The 21,611-nt window shown below is 65.2% G+C and carries 19 protein-coding genes and 1 pseudogene; 5 read left to right on the forward strand and 15 right to left on the reverse strand.

Translation table 11 applies throughout. From position 1 onward, the window contains the following. Nucleotides 1-144: 144 nt before the first annotated feature. Nucleotides 145-921 carry a hypothetical protein gene (locus F0U63_RS42925; RefSeq protein ID WP_395840018.1) on the reverse strand — a complete coding sequence of 259 codons (777 nt, stop codon included), beginning with the start codon at nt 919-921 and terminating at the stop codon, nt 145-147. A 552-nt stretch (nt 922-1,473) separates the two neighbouring features. On the opposite strand from F0U63_RS42925, the gene F0U63_RS42930 reads away from it, so the two are divergent. Then, a complete protein-coding gene (locus tag F0U63_RS42930; RefSeq protein ID WP_395840020.1) occupies nt 1,474-1,911 on the forward strand; it encodes a hypothetical protein in 438 nt (145 codons plus the stop codon). Between the two features lie 339 nt (nt 1,912-2,250). Continuing rightward, nucleotides 2,251-2,652, forward strand: a complete 402-nt coding sequence (locus tag F0U63_RS42935; protein WP_395840023.1) for a hypothetical protein — start codon at nt 2,251-2,253, stop codon at nt 2,650-2,652. A gap of 48 nt (nt 2,653-2,700) precedes the next feature. On the opposite strand, the gene F0U63_RS42940 is transcribed toward F0U63_RS42935, so the two are convergent. The 6 genes and pseudogenes from F0U63_RS42940 to F0U63_RS42965 all read right to left on the reverse strand — a co-directional run bounded on the left by F0U63_RS42940 (nt 2,701) and on the right by F0U63_RS42965 (nt 6,327). Continuing rightward, a complete protein-coding gene (locus F0U63_RS42940) occupies nt 2,701-3,507 on the reverse strand; it encodes a hypothetical protein (protein ID WP_395840025.1) in 807 nt (268 codons plus the stop codon). 86 nt (nt 3,508-3,593) lie between these two features. After that, nucleotides 3,594-4,346, reverse strand: a complete 753-nt coding sequence (locus tag F0U63_RS42945; RefSeq protein ID WP_395840028.1) for a hypothetical protein — start codon at nt 4,344-4,346, stop codon at nt 3,594-3,596. Next, nucleotides 4,334-4,492 (reverse strand): annotated as a pseudogene (locus F0U63_RS42950) (SRPBCC domain-containing protein); the annotation flags it as partial. The pseudogene F0U63_RS42950 and the gene F0U63_RS42945, both read right to left, overlap by 13 nt. Before the next feature lie 15 nt (nt 4,493-4,507). Beyond that, nucleotides 4,508-5,353 (reverse strand): lysostaphin resistance A-like protein, encoded by an 846-nt coding sequence (locus F0U63_RS42955; RefSeq protein ID WP_395840031.1) that lies wholly within the window; start codon nt 5,351-5,353, stop codon nt 4,508-4,510. Next, nucleotides 5,350-5,829 carry a MarR family winged helix-turn-helix transcriptional regulator gene (locus F0U63_RS42960; RefSeq protein WP_395840034.1) on the reverse strand — a complete coding sequence of 160 codons (480 nt, stop codon included), beginning with the start codon at nt 5,827-5,829 and terminating at the stop codon, nt 5,350-5,352. Before F0U63_RS42960 ends, F0U63_RS42955 begins: the two co-directional genes overlap by 4 nt. A 12-nt stretch (nt 5,830-5,841) precedes the next feature. After that, nucleotides 5,842-6,327: a hypothetical protein gene (locus F0U63_RS42965; protein WP_395840037.1), complete on the reverse strand. Its 486-nt coding sequence runs from the start codon at nt 6,325-6,327 to the stop codon at nt 5,842-5,844. A 272-nt stretch (nt 6,328-6,599) separates the two neighbouring features. Here F0U63_RS42965 and F0U63_RS42970 point away from each other — a divergent pair, with 272 nt between their 5' ends. Together F0U63_RS42970 and F0U63_RS42975 are read left to right on the forward strand one after the other, a co-directional pair. Further along, nucleotides 6,600-7,193, forward strand: coding sequence for a hypothetical protein (locus F0U63_RS42970; RefSeq protein ID WP_395840040.1), 594 nt, complete (start codon nt 6,600-6,602; stop codon nt 7,191-7,193). Nucleotides 7,194-7,331: 138 nt separating this feature from the next. Continuing rightward, the gene (locus F0U63_RS42975; protein WP_395840043.1) at nt 7,332-9,422 is read left to right on the forward strand and encodes an alkyl/aryl-sulfatase; all 2,091 of its coding nucleotides are present in this window, start codon (nt 7,332-7,334) and stop codon (nt 9,420-9,422) included. A gap of 96 nt (nt 9,423-9,518) precedes the next feature. Here the strand turns inward: F0U63_RS42975 and F0U63_RS42980 are convergent, their stop codons facing one another. The 8 genes from F0U63_RS42980 to F0U63_RS43015 form a co-directional block, all read right to left on the reverse strand. After that, nucleotides 9,519-9,881, reverse strand: a complete 363-nt coding sequence (locus tag F0U63_RS42980) for a GFA family protein (protein WP_395840045.1) — start codon at nt 9,879-9,881, stop codon at nt 9,519-9,521. Nucleotides 9,882-10,101: 220 nt separating this feature from the next. After that, the gene (locus F0U63_RS42985; protein WP_395840047.1) at nt 10,102-11,283 is read right to left on the reverse strand and encodes an acetylornithine transaminase; all 1,182 of its coding nucleotides are present in this window, start codon (nt 11,281-11,283) and stop codon (nt 10,102-10,104) included. A 179-nt stretch (nt 11,284-11,462) separates the two neighbouring features. Then, on the reverse strand, nt 11,463-13,688 hold the full coding sequence (locus F0U63_RS42990) for a MopE-related protein (protein ID WP_395840050.1): 2,226 nt from the start codon (nt 13,686-13,688) through the stop codon (nt 11,463-11,465). Between the two features lie 646 nt (nt 13,689-14,334). Further along, nucleotides 14,335-15,498: a polysaccharide lyase family 7 protein gene (locus tag F0U63_RS42995; protein ID WP_395840053.1), complete on the reverse strand. Its 1,164-nt coding sequence runs from the start codon at nt 15,496-15,498 to the stop codon at nt 14,335-14,337. A 118-nt stretch (nt 15,499-15,616) separates the two neighbouring features. Beyond that, nucleotides 15,617-16,489 carry a fascin domain-containing protein gene (locus F0U63_RS43000; RefSeq protein WP_395840055.1) on the reverse strand — a complete coding sequence of 291 codons (873 nt, stop codon included), beginning with the start codon at nt 16,487-16,489 and terminating at the stop codon, nt 15,617-15,619. Between the two features lie 286 nt (nt 16,490-16,775). Continuing rightward, nucleotides 16,776-18,200, reverse strand: coding sequence for a lipase maturation factor family protein (locus F0U63_RS43005; protein ID WP_395840057.1), 1,425 nt, complete (start codon nt 18,198-18,200; stop codon nt 16,776-16,778). Nucleotides 18,201-18,523: 323 nt separating this feature from the next. Then, a complete protein-coding gene (locus F0U63_RS43010; RefSeq protein ID WP_395840059.1) occupies nt 18,524-19,486 on the reverse strand; it encodes an alpha/beta hydrolase in 963 nt (320 codons plus the stop codon). Between the two features lie 29 nt (nt 19,487-19,515). Beyond that, nucleotides 19,516-20,799 carry an ATP-binding protein gene (locus F0U63_RS43015; protein ID WP_395840061.1) on the reverse strand — a complete coding sequence of 428 codons (1,284 nt, stop codon included), beginning with the start codon at nt 20,797-20,799 and terminating at the stop codon, nt 19,516-19,518. Nucleotides 20,800-21,024: 225 nt separating this feature from the next. Here F0U63_RS43015 and F0U63_RS43020 point away from each other — a divergent pair, with 225 nt between their 5' ends. Next, nucleotides 21,025-21,549, forward strand: a complete 525-nt coding sequence (locus F0U63_RS43020) for a DinB family protein (protein ID WP_395840064.1) — start codon at nt 21,025-21,027, stop codon at nt 21,547-21,549. The last annotated feature ends 62 nt before the right edge of the window (nt 21,550-21,611 follow it).

The following is a 21,611-nucleotide window of genomic DNA, read 5'->3' on the forward strand; positions in this document are numbered from 1 at the left end:
TCCCAAACGCCCCATGGACAGGATCCGCGCTGCTCGTCTTCGCCATCTCGCGCACGACACAGACGGCGCTCGACATCGCAGGTCGGAACCTCCTTGAATAAAGCTCTCACGCCCCCTCTCCCCCGTGACAAAAAAGACGTGCGCTCACGGCTTGACGGATTGAGGCAAGGGATCTTCCTTGCGCACGGGTAGGTAGCACTTACCCTTGTACTCGGCTTGCCTGGGGCCACAGGGGGGCTTCTTCTCCAGAGTCACCCAACAGCCCTTGTTGATCTCCACCTCCCCATTATCGGCCTCGCAGGGAGCTACGGCCTGTTTCGGCACAGGCTTCGAGGGCAGGGGGTAGGCAACGGCCACCGGGGACTCATTCCGGTCGACGAAATCCATCTTCTGTTGAGGGCAATTCCCGACCGCGATGCCGACATCTTCAGGAGCCGGGACCTTGGAAACACGCGTCGAGCAGAACCAGACACCGAGACCAGCCGCGAGCACGGCGACCCCGGCGGCGGTACGCCACGACAGGGAAGGCCAACCCCGGCGCACAGGCGCACCTTCGGACCCCAGGCGACGCACGGGCCCACTGGCGAGGTGAGCGTCTACCTCGTCATCATCCTCCACGCGCTTGAACGCGGCCGACATCAGGACCAGCAGGTTGGTCAGATCCGACGTGCGCACCGAGGCGGGCGCCTGCTCCACGTCCACCGTCACGGACTTCCGCTCCGGCTCGTAGACGAGACTCATCCGGCAGGGCCCCGCAGGTTGCCACTCCACGTCGTCGCTCGGAACGAGCGTCAGGGCTGGAGTGCCCGTGGCCACGTTCCGCGCTTCGTGGAGGCGCCCCAGGCGGGCATCCACCTCGTAGCACCTGCCCAACTCGAAGGGCCCCGACCCGCCGCCCTTCCCTCTCTTCTCGTCCGCCATGGTGACGTGCCTCCGTGGAGGCTCACAGAGGAGCGGATTTGACCCTTCAAGTCAAGAAGGACCAGGAGCCCTCCGGGGTCACGTCCTTGCCAGGAGGACTGCGGCAGTGCCGTCCCCTCCATGATTGGCGTCGTGGTTGCTGTCGTGCCCCTGGAAGCTGAGCTGCGGCTGCGCTGGCTTCCTCCCCGTGCGACCCAGACCGCGCGTCGGCAAGCGCAAAGCCTCCTCGTAGTCAATCCGTACTGGGCATCATTCCACATCCCAACAGACCCACCCTTGACCGACAGAATGCCCCTCTCGTAAGGAGGTGCTCATGCGTCTCCGCGCGTGTAGCGTACTCCTGCTCCAGCCCATGGCCCGCGTGACGGAGCCGCGATTGAAAGGCCAGGTGACTCACAACCCGAGGCGCGCCAACCTTTGACCCTCTCGAAAGAAGAACTGCTCGCCGTCGTCCGGAATTATTACCCTCCAAGCACCGAATCTCTTTACACGCTAGAGACAAGCCCCGAAACGAAGCGCCTTCATGCACTGTGGGCTCAAAGAACCGAGGACATGAGTTCCTGGAAGGCTTTCAGGATCGAACTAAGGAGCGCGCTCCCCAACTTCATCACCGGAGACACGGGCTCAACGGGTGATGGCGGTCTCCGCTGCATGGTTTATCCCTTGAAGGAGTCAAGAGCGCCATCCTCCAATTGGATCGTCTTGGGCTGTGTAAGCATATTGGCACCTGTGTACTTCGTGTATGGCGTGGAGTGTGACTACATCAATGGTCGTTTGCAGAATCATAGAGCCAGCTTCGAGCAACCTCCACTCAACATGGCTTTCCCGGCGCAGGTCGTCGCCAGGAAGATTGAAACAACGTTCGGGTTCAGCGCGATTCCTCGTGAGATTGCGGAAACGCCTGTGCCGCTCTTCGTCGGATGGCGAGAGCCTTCGGAAGCCACGCTCTTCCATGCGTTGTTCACAAGCGACCCGAGCATCATCCCGTAACGCAGCACTCCGCCAAGGTGTCGAAAGATTCGTTCCGACACCACACCTCCTACGAGCCGTCTGTCACCCGGTCCCGGCTCGCAGATAAGCCCCCGTCTATAGGCTCGACCATGCGCACAGGAGAAGAACTCAGACCACCATGGATTCAATACCCTGGTGTGGAACCCTGGTGGGGTGGCTGGCGCCAAGGCACAAGCGAAGAGTGGCTTCTGCAAACCTGGCTGCCGTTCTGGCAAGCACTAGATGATGCAGCGCAAGAGAAGTACCTCCAGCGCTGGCCACCGCCCACGGACAATTGGCAAACCTATGTCACTGTTTTTTGGAAACGCTAGACGACAGATGGGAGCACCCCCTTCACGTTTCGTGCTCCTGATGGGGCTATGCGGGGGACTGCTCGTCGCCCTGCCCACGGCCTATTACCTGCTCCTGAAACGGGTGGCCGGCCAGCAAGCCGAGGTGGTGAGCGTGAGCTGGAATCCCAACCACACCTGCTCCGTCACCACCTACTTTCCCTCCCTGGGCAAGCGGACACCCAGCAGCCGCTTCTTTCATTTCTTCAGCTCGCCCGCGTTCTTCCGGGTGCACGACGCGCGGGGCGTGCTCGTGCGCAGCTCCGAGTGGCGCCTCTTCCAGAACGAAGCAGATGACGAGGTCCCCAAATGGGTGGGAGACGGGCAACTGGTCTACCCCACCACCAAGGGATACGAGGGCTGGACGCTTCCGGAGTGTGAGGGCCGCTGAGCAGCGGTACCCGTACGAGTCGTCTGAAACCCGAGCTGCTAACAACTCCTAATGCCGTCCCAACGTCCTGTCCCACGCGTACAGCAGCCCATTCACCGCGTAGCGGTAGGCGCTGGAGACATCCTCGAAGTCCTCTGGGCGAAGCGCGTCGAGGCGCTCGCGCAGGAAGCCTGGGTCGTTGAGCACCTCGCGGTGCTTGAGAGCGGCGTTGGCTCGCACCACGCCGGGAATCACCCGGAGCACGGCCTCCATGCACTCCTCCCGAGTCGCGCGAGACATGCGCTCCACCGTCAGCGCCAGGTGCTCGCGCACCGAGGCGGCACCTTCGGGACACCACGCCTCCAGCGTCTCGCGGTAGATGTAGTCCATGAGCTCATCGAGCGTGTGGTGGGTGTCGGGCACTCTGTACGCATAACGCGGGCCCTGGAGCACGTCCCAGAAGCGCAGCAGCGCGGCGAGTCGCCTGGCCATGCGCTCCGCGCTCCGCGGAGGTGGCGGAGACACGGCATGGTAGAGCGCGCCCCACGGAGTGCTCAGGCAGAAGGACTCGAAGGCCTCCTCCATTCGCTGGCGCTGCTCTTTCGGGACGCCTTCACTCAAGCTCAAGAAGACGTCGGCGAACAGGTGCACCCTCCAGCGCGGGCGGGGGATGGCGTCGAACTCGGCCCCTGAGATCACCTCCAGAATCTCACCGGGCGGCACCTGCAGCATCTGCCGGGGCTGGGTAAAGGCACCGGTTTTGAGGTACTCCCGAGCCCACCCCTGGCCCTTGGCCCTCACCTTGCGGAGAACGGCGCCGGTGAGGCCGTGGAGCATCGCGGGAAACTCGAGCACCGGGGACTGGGGCGCGGTCATGTCACTGGCCCTACCACAGCGGTTACGTGCGCCTCAAGCGCCGGGACGCGCGCTCGATCCGAGGGCGCCGGATGCCTCCTACTGGCTCAGCGGCAGTCCACGGGCAAATAGACTTGGCCTTGGAAGCCACTGGGGAATTCGCCTCCTCCATAGGCAGCCCGGAGCACCTGCTCGGCCATCTCACCATGACGCGCTGCTTCTTCCCTGGGCAACGCTTCTTCCTTCTGGGCCGCCCGCTCCTTCCAGGAAGCATGAGGCTTCTTGCGCCGATAGCTCCAGCGATACAGCGTCACTCCGGGCTCGGGCGTGCGCCAGGACAACTGCCAGAGGGTTCCCCCGTTTTCGAATTCGAGGAACAGGGAGCCGTCGAAGCCGGTGCCGCCCGCGAGTTGCTTGTGGTTATCGACGGCAGCGTTGAGCGCCGCCAGATAGCGCTCCGCCTGTTCTCTGCCTTCCTTGAGCCCATCCTCATTGTCCGGCTTGATTTCGAAGAGCACCAAGGCGTCCGTATCGGTGATGTCCGGGCGCAAGCGTCTGACGAACTTCGAGAGGCGCTCGGGGTCTCCCAACTTCCCGTCTTTCATGATGGTGGAGAGATTGACGGTGTCGAGGAAGACGGCGCTGAGTGGGTTCTGCACGCGGTACTGCTGACCAATAGCGAAGTGTGCGGCCCGGCCAAGAAAAGCATCCCAGGGCTCCGTGGAGACTGGATTGCGGCCCGGGAGCTTGTAAGAGGGAGGCTCCGCGTGGGCTCCGAGGGCCGCCCCGAGCACCAGGAGAAGACCCACCAATCTCCAGGTGCACTGCATTCTGATTCCACGCTCCTTCATGCCCACCATGCGCCTCCCGTGTCAGTGTCGGGTTTCGGAGGAAAATGCATGCCGAGGCGGGTCTTCCCGCCCTGCTCCTCGAACGTCACTATGACGTGGAACTGTTCAACCTCGGTACTCGTGCCGTGGCTGTACACCAGGCGCTCGGGGCGGACGACCTCGCGGTAGGGTTACCGCGGAGGCTGGACGCGGCGCGCCAGGAGGGCGGTGGCCATGGCCAGCACCACCAGCGACACAACCGAGCCCTCCAGGCCGTAGGCGCCGCCGGTCAGCCATTCGGGGCCGGTCAGCTGGCCGGAGAACAGGCCTTCCTTGGCCTCATGGCCCGACACGGCAATCGACCAGACGGTCCCCAGCGTGTAGTTCCAGCCGATGTGGATGCCGATGCACAGCCACACGCGGCGCGTCAGCAGGTAAGCCGCCGTCAGCATCACGCTGGCGACCACGACGATGCCGATGGCCAGAAGAGTCGGCGAGGCTCCCGGAATGTGGGCCAGGCCAAACAGCACCGACGACACGGCCAGCGCCGGCCAGGTGCCCCAGGCGCGTTCGAGGATGCGGAAGATAATGGCGCGGAACAGCAGCTCTTCCAGCGTGCCCACGAAGACCATCTCGCCGATCGGCTTGACGATGGCGAAGCTCCACGCGTTCATGCGCTGCAGGTGATAGGCACCCATCGCCGCGAGCGCCGCGATCACCGCGCCGACGAGCACGAAGCCCACGCCGAGTCCCGCCGCCAGTTCCGGCACCGCACGCATGGTGGACACCTCGGCCACGTCCCGCTGCTCGCGCCTGCGCGTGTACCAGCGGTACGCGAGCAGCGCCATCGCCGCGGACACCAGCTCGGGCCACACCGGTCGCCATGGCTTGGGCACGAACGAGTGGATCACCGCTTCGGGCAGGAAGGCCGCGAACACCACGACGCTCGCCGTCAGGAGGATGCGGACGATGGACGATTGAAGGACGCGCTGCTTCAACGGGGCGCGATCGGCTGGGACATCGGCTGCGGTGTTCACGTGGCCTTCCTTTTCTTGTGGGTGGGTGTGTGGGCGTTGCGGATACGGGTGCCGAAGGACTCCGCCCGCAGCGCCTCGATGGCATCGGCGAGGCATTGGGACAGCGGGTAAGGCAGGGCGGCGTCGAGCGAATCGGCGGCGGCTTTGGTGGCGGCCCAGCAGGCCTGCAGCTTGGGCAGCATGCGCTTGCCCTCCGCGCTCAGGCGCACGACGCGCTCGCGCCCGTCCGCTCCCGCGCTGACGGTCACCAGGCCCTGCTTCTTCATCAGCGCGATGGTCTGCGTCGCCGCCGGCTGCGTGATGCCGGCCACCAGTGCGATCCGGCCGACGGACGCCGATTCCTCGGCCGCCAGCACGCGCATGACCGGCGTGTAGCGGGGCCGGTAATCGAGGCCCGCGTCCACATAGGCCTGCGCGACATCACCGTCCAGCAGTTCGATCAGGTGCCGCAATTGAGTGCCGAGTCCTTGTTTCACGACCCAAGAATATCACAGCTTATATAAGTGCTTAACCATATTTCGGTATGCGTGCCCGTGCCAGGACGGCCGGCGGCGGATCAGAGCTCGCCCGGCGTGGCGCGCGTACAGCGGCCCGTTCACCGCGTAGCGGTAGGCGCTGGAGACAGCCTCGAAGTCCTCTGGGCGAAGCGCGTCGAGGCGCTCGCGCAGGAAGCCGGGGTCGTTGAGCACCTCGCGGTGCTTGAGCGCGGCGTTGGCCCGCACCACGCCGGGAATCACCCGGAGCACGGCCTCCATGCAATCCTCCCGGGTTGCGCGAGACATGCGCTCCACCGTCAGCGCCAGGTGCTCGCGCACCGAGGTGGGGCCTCCGGGGCACCAAGCATCCAGCGTCTCACGGTAGATGTAGCCCATGAGGTCATCGAGCGTGTGGTGGGTGTCGGGCACCCTGTACGCATAACGCGGGCCTTGGAGTACCTCCCAGAAGCGCAGCAGCGCGGCGAGCCGCCTGGCCATTCGCTCCGCGCTCCACTGGGGAATTCGCCTCCTTCATAGATCCTACGGCTCGTCTGACACCCGGTCCGGAGGATGAATACCGGACATCACAGCAACGGTGGCGGGAGATTTCGGGCATCCATCCGGAGGCACCGAAGTACGCTCTGAGGCGCCATATGGAACGAATGAGGCTCTTCTCTCAAGCGAAGTATGCCGAGGGCCATCGCTGGCGCTCGTGTCAAAGCGGATTGTGACCCCAGGCTGGTTCCCGTCGAGGTGGTGAGGGAGGAACCATGATGTCGTTCACGGTCTCCGAGCTGATAGAGCTGTGCCGTCAGTACTATCCCACGGGACGTACCCTCGACGACCACCTGCATGAAACCAGTTCGCAGTGGCAACGGTTCCATGCGAAATGGCATGAAGCCCTGGCGGATCAGCATCAGTGGTTGGAATTCCGCCGCAGGGTGGCGGCGGCCTTTCCAACGAGCCTTGTTGGAGACGCGACTGCCTACACCCATGACGGCGGTTACCGCTGTTGTATCTACGCGGTTGAGCCTCGAGACAAAGCAGATGGGGTCTCTCAAGAGGTGGTGGGGTGCGTGAGCCTGCTCGCGCCCGTCTATTTCATCTATTGCACCCAGCACCGCTACCGAGGTGGCAGACGTGAGAGCCCCGCCGACACGGTGTTTCTCGAAGAGATGCCGGTGAAGCTGGGTCCTACAGTCTCCAGATTGGCTGACCTGATCGAGTCGGCGCTCGGTTGTCAGTCACTTCCCCCTCATGTCGCCAGGACCCTGATTCCTGATCTGTGCCTCGATCACATCGAGCCCGGTCATGCCTCCCTCTTCAAGGCCTTGTTCACCTTGGAGCCCAATGTGCTGCCCTGAAGTGAACCTCGCCACCGAGGCGCTCGCCGATAGGAGCCAGTTGGCTACCGAGCAAGGGCCTCGGCCATCCAGGCCGGGGTGAACGGGCCCGCGTGCGTGCACACCCTCTCACGGTTTGACGTCGAAAGGAGAGCTGGCATGTCCGGAAGACATCGGTGGACACGGTGCCTCGTGGTGGTGGCCCTGGCCCTGCCCACCGCGGCGAAGGCCCAGTCGCAAGGTCAGACGCAGACACCAGCTCCTGCACAGCCGCAAGAGCAGGCGCGGACACCAGGTCCCCGCCCCCCCACCGAGAGAACGGTTCGGCTCAATGCCCAGGTCCGGCAGGAGCTGCCCTTCTCCGACACACAGGACTTCGAGGACGCCAGTCGCGGGTTCATTGGAACCGAGCCCGACCTCACCATCACGGACAAGGACGGCAATGTCGTCTGGAGCCTGAAGCCCTACCAGTTCATCCAGGGCCGGGAGGCGCCCCCCACCGTCAATCCCAGCCTGTGGCGGCAGGCCCAGCTCAACATGCAGAATGGCCTGTTCAAGGTCACCGACGGCATCTACCAGGTGCGAGGCTATGACCTGTCGGTGATGACCATCATCGAGGGCAAGACCGGAACCCTCGTCGTCGATCCGCTCATCACCGCGGAGACTGGCAGGGCGGCCTACGCCCTCTACGAGAAGCACCGGGGACAGCGGCCGGTTCGCGCCGTCATCTATACCCACAGCCATGTGGACCACTATGGCGGCGTGAAGGGCGTGGTGTCGGAGGCGGACGTGAAGGCAGGCAAGGTCAGGATCCTCGCTCCGGAGAACTTCACCGAGTCCGCCGTCAGCGAGAACGTCTACGCGGGCAACGCCATGAACCGCCGCTCCATCTATATGTATGGGCCGCTGCTCGACCGGGGGCCGGAGGGACAGGTGGACGCCGGCCTGGGAAAGACCACCTCCGCCAGGGGGACCGTGACGCTCATCCCTCCCACCGACACCATCCGCAAGACGGGCGACAAGCGCACCCTCGATGGGGTGGAGCTGGTCTTCCTCATGGCACCGAACACCGAGGCGCCCACGGAGATGATGTTCTACCTCCCGAAGAAGAAGGCGCTGTGCGCAGCGGAGGACGCCACCCATACCCTCCACAACCTCTACACCCTGCGGGGCGCGGAGGTGCGCAGCGCCATGAACTGGTGGAAGTACCTCAACGAGGCCATCGACACCTACGGCGCCAAGGCCGAGGTCGTCTTCAGCTCCCACCACTGGCCGGTCTGGGGAAGGGAGCGGCTGGTGTCCTACCTGGAGAAGCAGCGGGATGCGTACAAGTTCCTCAACGACCAGGCGCTGCACCTGATGAACCAGGGCTACACGATGAACGAGGTCGCCGAGGCCCTGAAGCTCCCGGACAGCCTGGGCCACGAGTGGTTCTTGCGTGGCTACTACGGCTCCGTGAATCACGACGCCAAGGGCGTGTATCAGAAATATCTCGGCTGGTACGACTCGAACCCCGCGCACCTGCATCCCCTGCCCCCCGAGCAGGCCGCCCGTCGTTACGTGGAGTTCATGGGAGGCGCCCAGTTGGTGATGGACAAGGCCCGGAGCGCCTACGCGCAGGGCGACTACCGCTGGGTGGCGGAGGTGATGAACCACGTGATCTTCGCGGACCCGGGCAACACCCAGGCACGCCACCTCCAGGCGGACGCGCTCGAGCAGCTGGGCTACCAGACGGAGAACGCCACCTGGCGCAACGAATACCTGACGGGAGCCTTCGAGCTCCGCCATGGCGTCCCCAGGACGCCGCACGTGCAGATCGCCAGCCCGGATACCCTCAGGGCGTTGCCCACGGACATGTACCTGGACTACCTCGGCATCCGGCTGAACGCGAGCAAGGCCCTCGGCCAGGAACTGGGCTTCCACCTGCGCTTCACCGATACCCGGGAGAACTACGCCCTCACCCTCCAGAACTCGGTGCTCATCTACTCCGACAGGAAGCAGCTTCCCAGGCCGGATGCCACGCTCACCCTCACGCGCACGGTCCTGGACGACATCAACCTGAAGAAGCTCTCCTTCGACGAGGCCGTCTCCTCCGGGAAGATCAAGGTCCAGGGCGACGTACGGAAGTTCAAGGCGCTGATGGAGATGCTGGACGACTTCGATCCGTCCTTCGACATCGTCACGCCAGGCAAGCCACTGCCGGGCCAGGAACCGATGGGCGTGGGTGGAGCGGGTGAGCAGCAGCCATAGACGTCGAAGCTGACAACCTTTCAGGGTCAAAGCGCACTGAACGGTGGTCAGTCGCCCAAGGCCCCCTCAATGCCAGTCCGGCTTCACGCCAACGCTTCAGCGGGTGAATTCTTCCCTCCGAATGAGCCCATCGTCGGGCACTTCGTAATAGTCACCCTGACTGCCCAGGTAGATGTGCGCCTTCGGCGTCAGGCCGGTCGGGGCGTCGAATGTCCCCGCGCAGATCGACATCTTCGGCACGCCCTCCTCGTCCCAGAACAAGCTCGACCCGCATTCACCACAGAAGCCCCTCCGCACCGTCGCGGACGCCGCGTACCACCTCAACCCGCGCTGTTCAGTCAATTCGAAACCGGGCCGGTCGACGGCGGTGTAGGCGCCGACGTGCCCGTGCCATCGACGGCACTTCGAGCAGTGGCAGAACGTCACTGGCGTGAGCTCGAGGGTGATGCCGTACCGCACTGCGCCACATGCACATCCGCCGGTCTTCATCATGCGTCGAAGTATAGCCCACGGGTCCGAGGCCCCCTCCAGCGTGATGGGGCGCCAGTGATGAGGCGGCCCTTCGATGAGCAACCGGGTCGCGAGGCGTACGCTGCCAGGCGACCCGATCGGGCGAGCTCGAAGCCGGGATGCCCGGCGCTCTCGTGCAGTTCCCGAGGGACTCCGCGGCCTGAAGTCCTCAGCGCTGCGCGCGGTGGGCGGCCGAGAGCTTCTCGAGCAGCTCGTCCACCTGGGCCGCGGTGATGATGAGTGACGGAGCGATGCGCAACGTGTCGTTGCCCGCCACTCCGACGACGAGTCCCTCCGCGCGGGCTGCCTTCACCAGCTCGGCGGGTGCCCGCTGGAGCTGGACTCCCACCAGGAGCCCCATGCCGCGGACCTCATGGGTGGGGCCGAAGATGCGGCGCAAGCCCTCCACGAGTTGGTGGCCCCGCTCCACGACGTTGCCGAGGAAGCCCGGCGAGGTGACTTCCTTCATCACCGTCAGCCCGGCGGCGCACGCGAGGGGATTGCCGCCGAACGTGGTGCCGTGCAGGCCGGGTTTGAGCAGTGCGGCCACCGGCTCGGCCGCGAGCACGGCTCCGATGGGGACGCCGCCTCCGAGCCCCTTGGCCAGGGTCATCACGTCGGGGGTGATGCCTTCATGCTGGTGACAGAACATCCTCCCGGTGCGGCCGAGCCCTGTCTGGATTTCATCCACCACCAGAAGGGCCCGGTGCCGGGTGCACAGTTCGCGGACCCGCGTCAGGAACCCCGGAGGCGCCACGTGCACGCCGCCCTCTCCCTGGATGGGCTCGATGAACACACCGGCCACGTCATCCCCCATGGCCGCGGCGAGCGCGTCCACGTCGCCGAATGGCACGAAGTCCGTGGAAGGCAGGGGCTCGAAAGGCGTGCGGTAGGAGGGCGTGTGCGTGATGCTGAGCGCTCCGAGTGTGCGGCCATGGAAGCCCCCCTCGAAGGAGATGATGCGGCGCTTGCGGCCCTCATGGGCCACGTTGCCCCACAGGCGCACGAGCTTGTAGGCCGCCTCGTTCGCCTCCGTCCCCGAGTTGCAGAACAGCATCCGTCCAGGAAAGGCCTCGGGGACGATGCGTGCCGCCAGTTCCTCCTGCCCGAGCTGCTCGAAGTGATTCGAGGTGTGGATGAGTGTCGCGACCTGCCGCGACAGGGCTTCCACGAGCTTCGGGTGCGCATGGCCCAGGGTGCACACCGCCACTCCGGCGAAGGCATCGAGGTAGCTACGGCCCGCGTCGTCGTACAGGTAGCAACCGTCACCGCGAACGAAGCTCACGTCCTGGCGGCGGTAGTTCTGGATGAGGAAGGACTGGGGAGAAGGGGTCGTGGTGGGGCTGTTCAATTCGGTGTTTCCCTCGCAACGGGCCGTGGGAAGAAAGGCCGGCCCGTTGCTCGCGCCCCTATCACGGAAACTCGTGCGCTCGCTACTGCGCGTCCACCATCATGAAGCACTCGATTCGTGAAGGACCCCGGGGAGCTGGACGCGCTCTCCGGGGTCTCGTCGCATCGGCGTCTGAAGGATTACGGGTAGAGGAACCACGCGGAGACGGTGTTGGTCCTGCAGACTTCGGCGTTGTCGGGCCCTCGGATGACGACATACCGCTGATAGTAGCCTTCAAGGCCGGGGGAGTTCAGAACGAGGTAGGAGAACGAGATCTGGTCGTAGGAGGGCGAGCCGTTCGCATCCACCACGCCATTCCTCGTTCCATACAGGTAGGCCCTGGAGCCCGCGAGGTAGGGGCCCGACGAGGTGAAACCGAAGGTCGCCGTGCCTCCACTGGGGATCCTGTCACTGGTGAGCCACGCCGAGCACGAGCAGCCTTCGTCGACGGAGCCATTGCAGTTGTTGTCCACCCTGTCACACATATCCGTGGCTCCGGGATGCACGCTGGGCTTGCTGTCGTCGCAATCGCCGGACGTGGCGGAGTACCCCGCGGGCGGAGTGCAGCCAAAGGGAGGCGCGGGAGCCGGGCCCACGACAAAACTGGTGCCGTACCCGTCCCCATCAGAATCCTTTGAGAAGTAGCGAGGCAGCGTGGCGTCGGTATCGTTGCAGTCGTCGGAGGTGGACACGTACCCGGCCGGTGCCGCGCACGCCAGGGTTCTCACCGATGGATTGCCGCGTCCGTCCCCATCTGTGTCGCGGTACCAGGTGGTCACGGGCAGCCCATCGTCGATGGAGCCGTTGCAGTTGTCATCCACCTGGTTGCACACCTCGGTGGCTCCAGGCTTCACGCTGGTGTTGGCGTCGTTGCAATCCCTGGAGTCGGACACGTAACCCGAAGGCTGCGTGCAGGCCTGGGTGCTCACCGCCGCATTGCCGTATCCATCCCCATCCGCGTCGCGGTACCAGGTGGTCAGCGACCCCTCCTCATCCGTCTGGCCATTGCAGTTGTTGTCCAGGCCATCGCACACCTCCGTGGCCCCGGGGTTGATCGCGGAATCGAAGTCATCGCAGTCCAGGGCACTCTCCACGTAGTCCGCGCCTGGCGGCTGGCAGGCTTCCTCGGGGGGAAGCAGCTCGGCGCCATAGCCATCGCCCTCGAGATCGTAGAAGTAGATGTTCAGCAACTGCGTCTGGGTCATCGCGAGCTGGTTGGTCAGCGTGCCATCGCCCAATTGCCCCGAGGAGTTCATCCCCCAGGCCCAGAATGGGCAGCCGGGGCGCAGCGCCAGGGCATGGAAGAGTCCCGCGGAGACCGCCAGCGCATCATTCAACCCCTGCATCCGCACCGGACTGGTGCGCTGGGCCGTCGTCCCGTCACCGAGCTGGCCCGAGCTGTTCTGTCCCCAGCCCCAGACCGCCCCGGTGGAGTCGATGGCCAGCGAGAAGTTGCTTCCCGTGGCGATGGCGGTCACGGCCCCCGTGAGTCCAACCGCCGCGGGTGTGCTCTGCGCCGTGGCGGTCGTCCCGTTGCCAAGCTGTCCATTGGTGTTCTGTCCCCACGCCACCACGCTCTTGTCGGAGAGCAGCACCAACGAGTGGTTGGCTCCGGCGGCAATGGCGGTGGCCGCGCGCGCCAGGCTCACCTGATACGGGGAGAGCTGGTTGATGCTCGAGGCGCTCCCATTGCCGATCTGCCCATTGAGGTTGCGGCCCCACGTCCACACTCGTCCATCCGCCCCCAATGCCATCGAGTGGAACCACCCCGCCGAGATGGCCGTGATGCGGACAGGCAGGCTGATGCGGACCGGCGTCAGCCGGGGATTCGTCGTTCCATCGCCAATCTGGCCATAGTTATAGGCGTTGGCGCCCCACGCGTAGACACTGCCATCGGCGGCAATGGCCAGCGAGTGGTACAGGCCTCCGGCGATGGCCACGGCGCCGCCCGGAATGGTCACGGACACGGGGGTCAGGCGGCCGGTCGTCGTTCCATCCCCCAACTGGCCCGAGCTGTTCTGTCCCCAGGCCCAGACCTTGCCGTCCACTCCGAGCGCGAGCGAGTGGTTCCTGCCCGCGGCGATCGCCTTGATGGAAGGAAGGCCCGTCACGCGGACCGGGATCTTGCCGAGGGTCTGCGTCCCGTTTCCGAGCTGCCCATCCGAGTTCACTCCCCACGCCCACACCGAGCCGTCCGTGCGCAGGGCCAGGGAGTGGTAGTTGCCGGCGGAGATGGCCTTCGTCACGGGGCTGCTGGTGACGAGCACGACGGCCGCGGTCCGTTCGTCCTTCACCTCGGCGGGCAGCGCTTCTCCCGTTCGCGCCGAGAGCTCGCTGCCGAGCCCGTCATCTTCCGCGCCAACCACTCCACAACCTGTCACCCACAGGCCACAAAGTACCGACCACAAAATCCAGGCCCCTGACGGCTGTCTTTGCATTGCACACTCCTCTGCCTCGCAGAAATCCCCGCCCACCCTACAGGCCATCCACCTGTCGGTCGCGAAAGATGCTTCACTTCGTGTGATTTTCCTTGGAGTCCAAAGTCTCCCGCCCGGGAAACGGGAGCGCGCCCCCCGGGAGAGTCTCCCTCGTATGACGAACGGCCCGGGGAAGAAGGCCGAGCGGTCGAACCGGGCGATGCACCCCAGCCGCCGTCTGGACAGGTGCACCGCGGCAGTCCGCCTCCATCCCGATCGCGGGGGCGCCTCGCGCCGCCCGTGCCGCGCGAGTCATCGCCCCCGTGGCTGAGCGGGGACCGCGAGCCGGCGCCTGTCGCGCCTCCGGACCATGCGGCGACTCGGATCGGACAATCCCCTCGGCGCGAGCGGCGCGCGGAGCCTCCTCCAACCCATGCGGTTCGCCCACCTCAACCTGACCTCTGCGCGGCCAGGCTCTGCGCGTCTGCCCCCCGGCTTCGCGCCGTCGCCGGTTTCGATGCCCCCCCGCCCCTTCTCATTTCCTCCACGGGTCGTGGCTCGTGGTGTCGATCGAATTCCCTGACACCCTTTCGGCTCAGTCCAGCGCCGTCACCGCGACCTTGGCATACGTGCCGTCCGAAGAGGCGTCCTGTGAGTAGGCACCGAGCTTGAAATACAGATCGACGTTACTCCATGACGCACGGTTGTAGGTGAAAGACTTCGACGTGCCATTGACGGTGACCGTGACGGTGGAGTCGACCAGCTTGATGACGTAGTCGATGTTCTCCCCGAGTGCGACGCCGCTCTTGATCAGGATCTTCTGCTCGGAGTCGCCAAAGTTCTTCTTCACGCCCATCAGGATGTCACCGTCGGTCCAGCGCAGCTTCAGCAGTTCCGAGCCGCCGGTTTGTTCGCCATGAATCTGGCCGATGATGATCTGGCCGGTGGCCGGTTGTTGCAGCACCTTCATCGACACGGCCAGCGTATGCGTGCCGCCCATATGCCAGGTGGTGTCCGCGCGCAGCTCCGAGCGCGGATACTTGGAGTTGGCGGTCGAGCCCGCTCCGGAAGGCACGTAGAATGTCATCGCACCGGTCGATGGGTCGGTATAGAAATATTTGTCGGTGTAGGTGTTGATGGGGTCGACGAACTTCACTTGGAGCGAGCTGCTCAAGGTTTGCAGTTGGTAGTCCGACAGGTCGAAGTTCTCGCCCGGGGAGCGGGTCCGATCGAGCCCGGAGCAGGTGCCCGTTCCCTGGGTCCAGATCTCCATTTCCGACAGGCTGACCCATTTGTTGACGTCGCTGCCCGTGCTTTCCAGTCGCACGTATTTGGCGGGCCTGTCGCCGAAGGCATAGGGCTTCAGTGCCGCCGTCGTGCCGCTGTTGGTTCCACTGAACACGGTGGACCAGGTGGTGCCGTTGTCCGACGTCTTGAGCGCGAGATTGTATTTGCGCGAATCGCCGTTGTACCAGGCGAGATTGGCGAACGCGATCTTGTAGCAGCCTCCCAGATTATATTGGAGCCATTGGGTGCCCGTGGTGGCATCGGCCGACCACCGCGTGCTCAGCGACCCGTCGTTCGCATGGACCGGCAGGTTGCTGTCACTGGCACTGGCGCTGATGTTGGCCTCCGGGATGACCAGCTTCGTTTGCGCGGACGCGGGCAGCGACACCAGGAGAACCGCGGCCAGGAGCACGGAGGTGGAGAGCCTGCCAGCACCGCCCGCCACCTTGGGATGGGTAGGATTCTTGGACATCTCTATCTCTTTCGGTTTTGAAACCAGTGTGCGGTGCCCCCGCGGTGCACCTCGGAGTGGGCGCGCCGAGCACCAGGGCTGGCTGCTCGGCGACCCACAACTTCGACCCGAGTGGGAATCAGTTGCAGCCGCTACCCTTGGTCGGGCCGAGGTCCGCCCATTGGATCCTGCCGTCGGGGACGCCCCAGCGCTCGTTGGTATAGCTCTCGAGGTCGATCAGCGCGTCGGCGTTCCCCTTGTTCTGGGTGCAGCAACCCGAACAGTCGGAGTCGGCGCACGTGTCGAGCACGGTGACCACGATGGTCTTCGAGCCGGACTTCAAGCAGAGGTCATGGAGCTTGAGCGCGTTCATGTTGGGGAACACCGCGACGATGTTGTGCGCCGCCACCCACGCCTCCGACTTCTTCCCCGAGCACGCCGCGAACTGCCCTGCCCACGTGCAGCCGTTGTACTTGGTGCACTCCTCGCTGCCCGGATCCGGGTACGACGTGAAGTTGGTCTTGTTGCCGGTCTTCCAGACGAGGCCGGGAGCGTCACAGCCCGTAGCGGGAGGCGGCGTCGTGCCTCCGGACAAGCCAGAGATCGTCAACTGCTCCCACGAGCCGAGCGCGGCGCCATACGCGAACACCGTGCTGCCGCCGCCGTTCTCCGCCGACACCCAATGGCCCGTCGTGACCGTCTGCAGGCCGACGATGTCGCCGTTGGCGATCGCACCGGTCCCGCTCTTCTTGACAATGCGGAACGTCTCCCAGTCCTTGCGATTCGCGCTGGCGGCGTTCAGCGTGGAGCCACCGCCGTTGGCGGCCTGGAAATACTGCCCGGTGCCCGCGATGATGAAGATCTTGTCTCCACTCTCGAGGGCCCCGCCGTTGATGTCCTCGATCGAGAACTTCTCCCAATCCTGGGCGGTGGTCGCCGTCGCGATGACCGCGCCGCCGCCGTTGTTTTGAGCGCCCACATAGCGGCCGCCGAGCACCGTCTTGAAACTCACGCCGGAGGCGAGCAACGCGCTCGAAGCAGTCTCTGTCGCGACGTCTTGCCCTTCAGGCGAGTCACTCGTCGGGGCGCACGCATTCGCGAGGAACAGAACCGCGCACGCGGCACGAAGGGAGGGTCTTGAATACTTATTCTGGAACATGATTGCCGCCTTACGATCTCACAACCAGGGAATCCTATTAAATTACTTGATTCCCTGATTATTCGAAATCCCCATTTCGAGGGAGGATCCGATCACCTTTTGGAGGTACATGAGGGCAAGATGAGGTCGCGCGTGGCCGTCAGTCGCTGAGCGCCATGGGTGGGAGGTAATCTCCCAGGCGCGTGCGCGTCCACCACGCGCCCGTGTCGCGCCGCTCCTTCCAGGTCGTGAAGCGGTAGCGGTACAGGACCGCACGGATCGCGCGCGGCGGGCGATCCGCGAAGGGATTGTGCCTCAACAGGCGGAGGGTCGCCGGATCGTTCTCCAGGAGTTTCTCCACGAACGGCGGGAACCACCTGGGCGCATATCTTGGCGACAGCGCGGCGAACCACATGAGCCAATCGAGCCGCAGGTGGTACGGCGCCCATTGTGACGGACGCCGCTTCGGGTCGGTTGGCTTGCCTCGGAATTCATATTCACGCCACTGCGTGTCCGGCGTGAGACGCTCGTCGTGGGTGCCCTCGAGAACGATCTCGTAGCGCTCGCGCGTGATACTGCCAAAGGCACCGTACGTGTTCACGAGGTGGAGGGGATCGAAGCTGGTGTTCATGATCTGCTCCCGCGAGAAGAGGTTGCGCGCGGGACGGTACGAGAGCACGACGACGAGCGCCGTGACCGCGATGACGAGACCGTCGTGCCAGGCCACCCCCGTGGTGCCGGCCCGCTCGAGGGGTAGAACGCGGGCGAATGCGGCATCGTCGAACGCCGAGGCGGCGAGCACGAGGGTCACGAAGTTGAGCCACGAGAAGTTGCCGCTCAGCACGAGCCATGCCTGGGTGATGACGAGCACCAGCCCCGCGAAGGAGGCGATTGGCTGCGGGAAGAAGAGCAGCAGCGGCGCGACGAGCTGGGCGAAGTGATTGCCGAGAACCTCGAGCCGGTGCAGCGGCCTGGGCAGGCGGTGAAAGTACCAGGAGAGGGGGTTCGGCATCGGCTGCGTCTCATGGTGGTAGTCGAGGCAGGTGAGATCACGCCAGCAGGGGTCACCCCTCATCTTGATGAGCCCGGCCCCGAACTCCACGCGGAACAGCAGCCACCGGAACAGCCAGAGGATTGGCGTGGGCACCGCGCTCCAAGCCGGGCCGAGGAACACGGCGAGGAAGCCCGCCTCAAGGAGCAGTGACTCCCAGCCGAAGGAGTAGAACGTCTGTCCGACATTCACGATGGAGAGGTAGAGCGCCCAGACCACGAGCCACACCGCCATCGTGAGAGGCACCGGCCAGGCATCCGGCAGCCCCAGGACGATCGTGAGCGACAGGAGGATGCCCACGAGCGCGACGACGACCAGCAGGCGATCGGAGTAGCGGAAGTGAAACAGGCTGGGCGCGTCGCGGAAGCGAACCCTGGCGATGAACCGCGGCACGGGAAGGAGACCCCGCTCACCGAGCAATGGGCGGAACTGCTCCAGCGCGACCAGGAAGGCAATCAGGTAGGCGAGCCCCAGGCCGCGCTGGAGGACGAGCCGCGCGATCCAGAAGTCCGAGGCGTGGAACCAGTCTGGCACACCTCAACGCTAGGTCCGCCTCGGCACGCTTTCAGCCGTGACGGCCTGGTCGCCTGGAGCGCCTGGTCGCCGAACGAGGGCTCGTGTACGGCGCCGTGCAGCTCCATGCGCCTCTCAAGTCTTGAGACTCTTCCGCGGGATGTGTTGCTGTTTTTCAAAGGCAGCGTTCATGACGCTCCCTGTCACTCCATTCCGCAGCCCTCGCCAATCCTGACACGTGCACATCCAAATCAAGTAGCGGGAACGAAGAAGAACCCACTCCCACCCATACATTCAGTCATCATTGATACTTCACTCCGAAGCTGGGACACCCGGCTGGCGCCTCAGCGGGACAGAAGACGTGTGAGCCAGGCCTCGCGCGCGGCGATGCAGGCCTGGGCGAGCGCGGATTGGGGTGCGATGTCGTAGAACCCGTGGAAGGCGCCGCCCCAGACGTGCAGTTCGCATTGGCCCCCCGCGGCCCAGATGGCGCTGGCGTAGGCCACGGCCTCGTCACGGAACACCTCGGCGGCACCGGCGTCGATGAACGTGGGCGGCAGGCCGCTCAGGTCCGTGGCGCGAGCGGGCGCGGCGTAGGGAGACACGTTGTCGGTACCCCGCCGGTCGCCGAGCACCGCCGTCCAGGCGGTCAGGTTGCTGGTGCGGTCCCAGACGCCGGTGCCCTGGTACTGGTAGGAAGAGACCGTCTCGTTGCGGTCATCGATCATCGGGCACTGGAGCAACTGTCCGGCCAGCTTCGGACCCTTGCGGTCGCGCGCCAGCAGCGTGCTGCCCGCCGCGAGCCCGCCGCCTCCGCTGCCGCCGAAGATGACCAGACGGTCGGGGTCGAACCTCAGCTCCCCGGCATGCTTCGCCATCCATTCGAGCCCGGCATAGCAGTCCTCGACGGGGATCGGGTGGGGGTGCTCGGGAGCCAGTCGATATTCGACCGTGACGCCCACCGCGTCGTGCTTCATGGCCCAGTCCACCAGCGGGTGGACCGCCGCGAACCGGTTGCACATGACCATGCCGCCCCCGTGGATGTTGTAGATGCCGGGGCCGGGCTCGCGGTGGTCCTTGCGTGAGATCACCGAGACGACGATGTCGACCCCCTGGTAGCCGGGAATCGTGTAGTCGACGCACTGGACGGGCAGGTCGCCGATGAGCTCCTCGATGGTCGGCATCTTCAACGCCCGGAAATGCTCCAAGCGGTCGGGAGTCATGTTGACTGGCACATATCCCTCCAGGGCCGGGAGGAGCGCGGCGAGCTCCGGGTCGAACGTTGGATTCGCGATCTTGCTCTTCATGAAGGCTCCTTGTGCCGTGGTGGGGGACGTCAGGGGGCCGCGAGCCGCCGGAGCGGGAGGGACACGAGAAAGGTAGTGCCCTGGCCCGGTGTGCTGCGAGCGCCGATGGTGCCGCCATGCCGCTCGGCGATCTTGCGGCAGATGGCCAGGCCAATGCCGGAGCCCTCATACTGGCCACGGCCGTGCAGGCGCTGGAAGACGCTGAAGATGCGGTCGGTGTACTTCTCCTCGAAACCGATGCCGTTGTCCTCCACGCGCAGTTCGCAGCGCTGGAGGCGTGGGTCGAGCGTGGCGCGCACGGAGACGACGGGCGGCACGCCCTGGCGGTGGAACTTCAGGGCATTGGCCACCAGGTTCTGCAGCAACTGGCGCATCTGGGTGGGGTCCGCCTCGAGCACGGGCAACTCCCCGAGCGTGACGCGCGCCCCGGTGCGCTCGGTCATCGCCGACAGGTCCTCGAGTACCTCGCGCGCGATCGCGGCCAGGTCCACCGAGGAAAAGGGGCGGTTGCTCGAGGACACGCGCGAGTAGGCGAGCAGGTCGTCGATGAGGCCACGCATGCGGACCGCGGCCTTGCTCATGCGCTCGACGTAGTCGAGGCCCTCTGGGCCGAGGTTCTCGGCGGAGGTGGACTTGAGGCGCTCGCCGAAGGTCTGGATCTTGCGCAGCGGCTCCTGCAAGTCGTGCGAGGCCACATAGGCGAAGCTCTCCAACTCCTGGTTGGAGCGCTCCAGGCGCAACTGGGTGTTCTTGAGCTCGGTGATGTCCGTGTTGATGGCCGTGAAGCCGACGATGCGCTCGCCCTCCTTGATGGGACCCAGCTGGGTCGAGAGCCAGGGGTTGCCGAAGTCGCTCATGCCCTGGCTCTCGATCTGGGCGAACTCGCCGGTGGTGAGCACCCTCTGGACGAGTTCGCGCGTGCGCTCGACGATGTCGGGCATGAGCCAGCGATAGAGGCTCGTTCCCATCACGCCCTCCCGGGTAAGGCCGGGGAAGGTGGCGTTGATGAAGCGGATGCGCGCCTCGGTGTCACAGGTGATCATGATGGAGTGTGATTGAGCGACCAGCGTCTGGGGACCAAAGATGTCGTCTGTTCCGATGGGGGCCGCCGAGAGTCGGTTGGACAGCCGGTTGAGGGCCGTGGCGAGCGGAGCGAGGGGCCCGCCGCCCTCGCGGCAACGCACGTGGGGTTCACTGGCCGTCATCCGTGAGATGGCCTCGAGCAACTCCTCGACGGTCACGTCCTGGGCCTCGGGGGGAGGAGCGGACTTCGCCGCATCCATGTCCGGAGCGTTATCTCGATTCGTATTCAAGCAATGTCTCCCTTCGTGGGTCCGAGACCCAGGTGTCCGGCCCCAGATGTCCGGCCCCGGGTGTCAGACACTTCGTACGGGGTGTCAGACACTTCGTACGGACACTTAGTAGTACGAGGGTGTCAGACACTTGGAGCGAGGTGGACGAGGAAACGGTGCTCACGCGGAAGCAGTGTGAGCCCTCTCCGAAACGACGTCAAAGGACCCAACCAGTATGCTCCCCCCATGTCCAACGACGTCCGTGGCTACCTGTTCCGGCAGTTCGAAACGGCGTGGGGCCTCACCCAGTACCATCTCAATGGATTGACCACCGCGGAGTGCTTGTGGCGCCCCGCACCCAAGGGCATGCACGTGCATCGAGGCCCCGAGGGAAGGTGGCTCGCCGATTGGCCGGAGCGCGAGGACTACGACATCGGTCCGGCGAGCATCGCGTGGCTGACGTGGCACCTCGGCTTCTGGTGGTCCATGGTGCTCGACCACTCCTTCGGCGGCGGGACGCTCTCCCGCGAGAACGTGACGTGGCCTGGCACCGCCGACGGCGTACGCGAGTGGCTCGAGGGGCTCCAGGGACAGTGGCGAGCGGCGCTGGAGCAACTCACCGACGACGACCTGCACTCCACCCAGCGGACACGCTGGCCCATGCAGGACCGTCCGTTCGGCGACGTCGTCGCCTGGGCCAATGTCGAACTCACGAAGAACGCCGCCGAGCTCGGCTATGCACGCTTCCTCCACGCCGTCCGCGTCGGCTGAGGCCGCATGAGCGATGAGTCCCGGACCTCCCGTGGAGTGAGACCCGGGGCCACCGCGGAGGC

The sequence above is a fragment of the Cystobacter fuscus genome, assembly GCF_044360685.1.
Classification (GTDB): domain Bacteria; phylum Myxococcota; class Myxococcia; order Myxococcales; family Myxococcaceae; genus Cystobacter; species Cystobacter fuscus_C.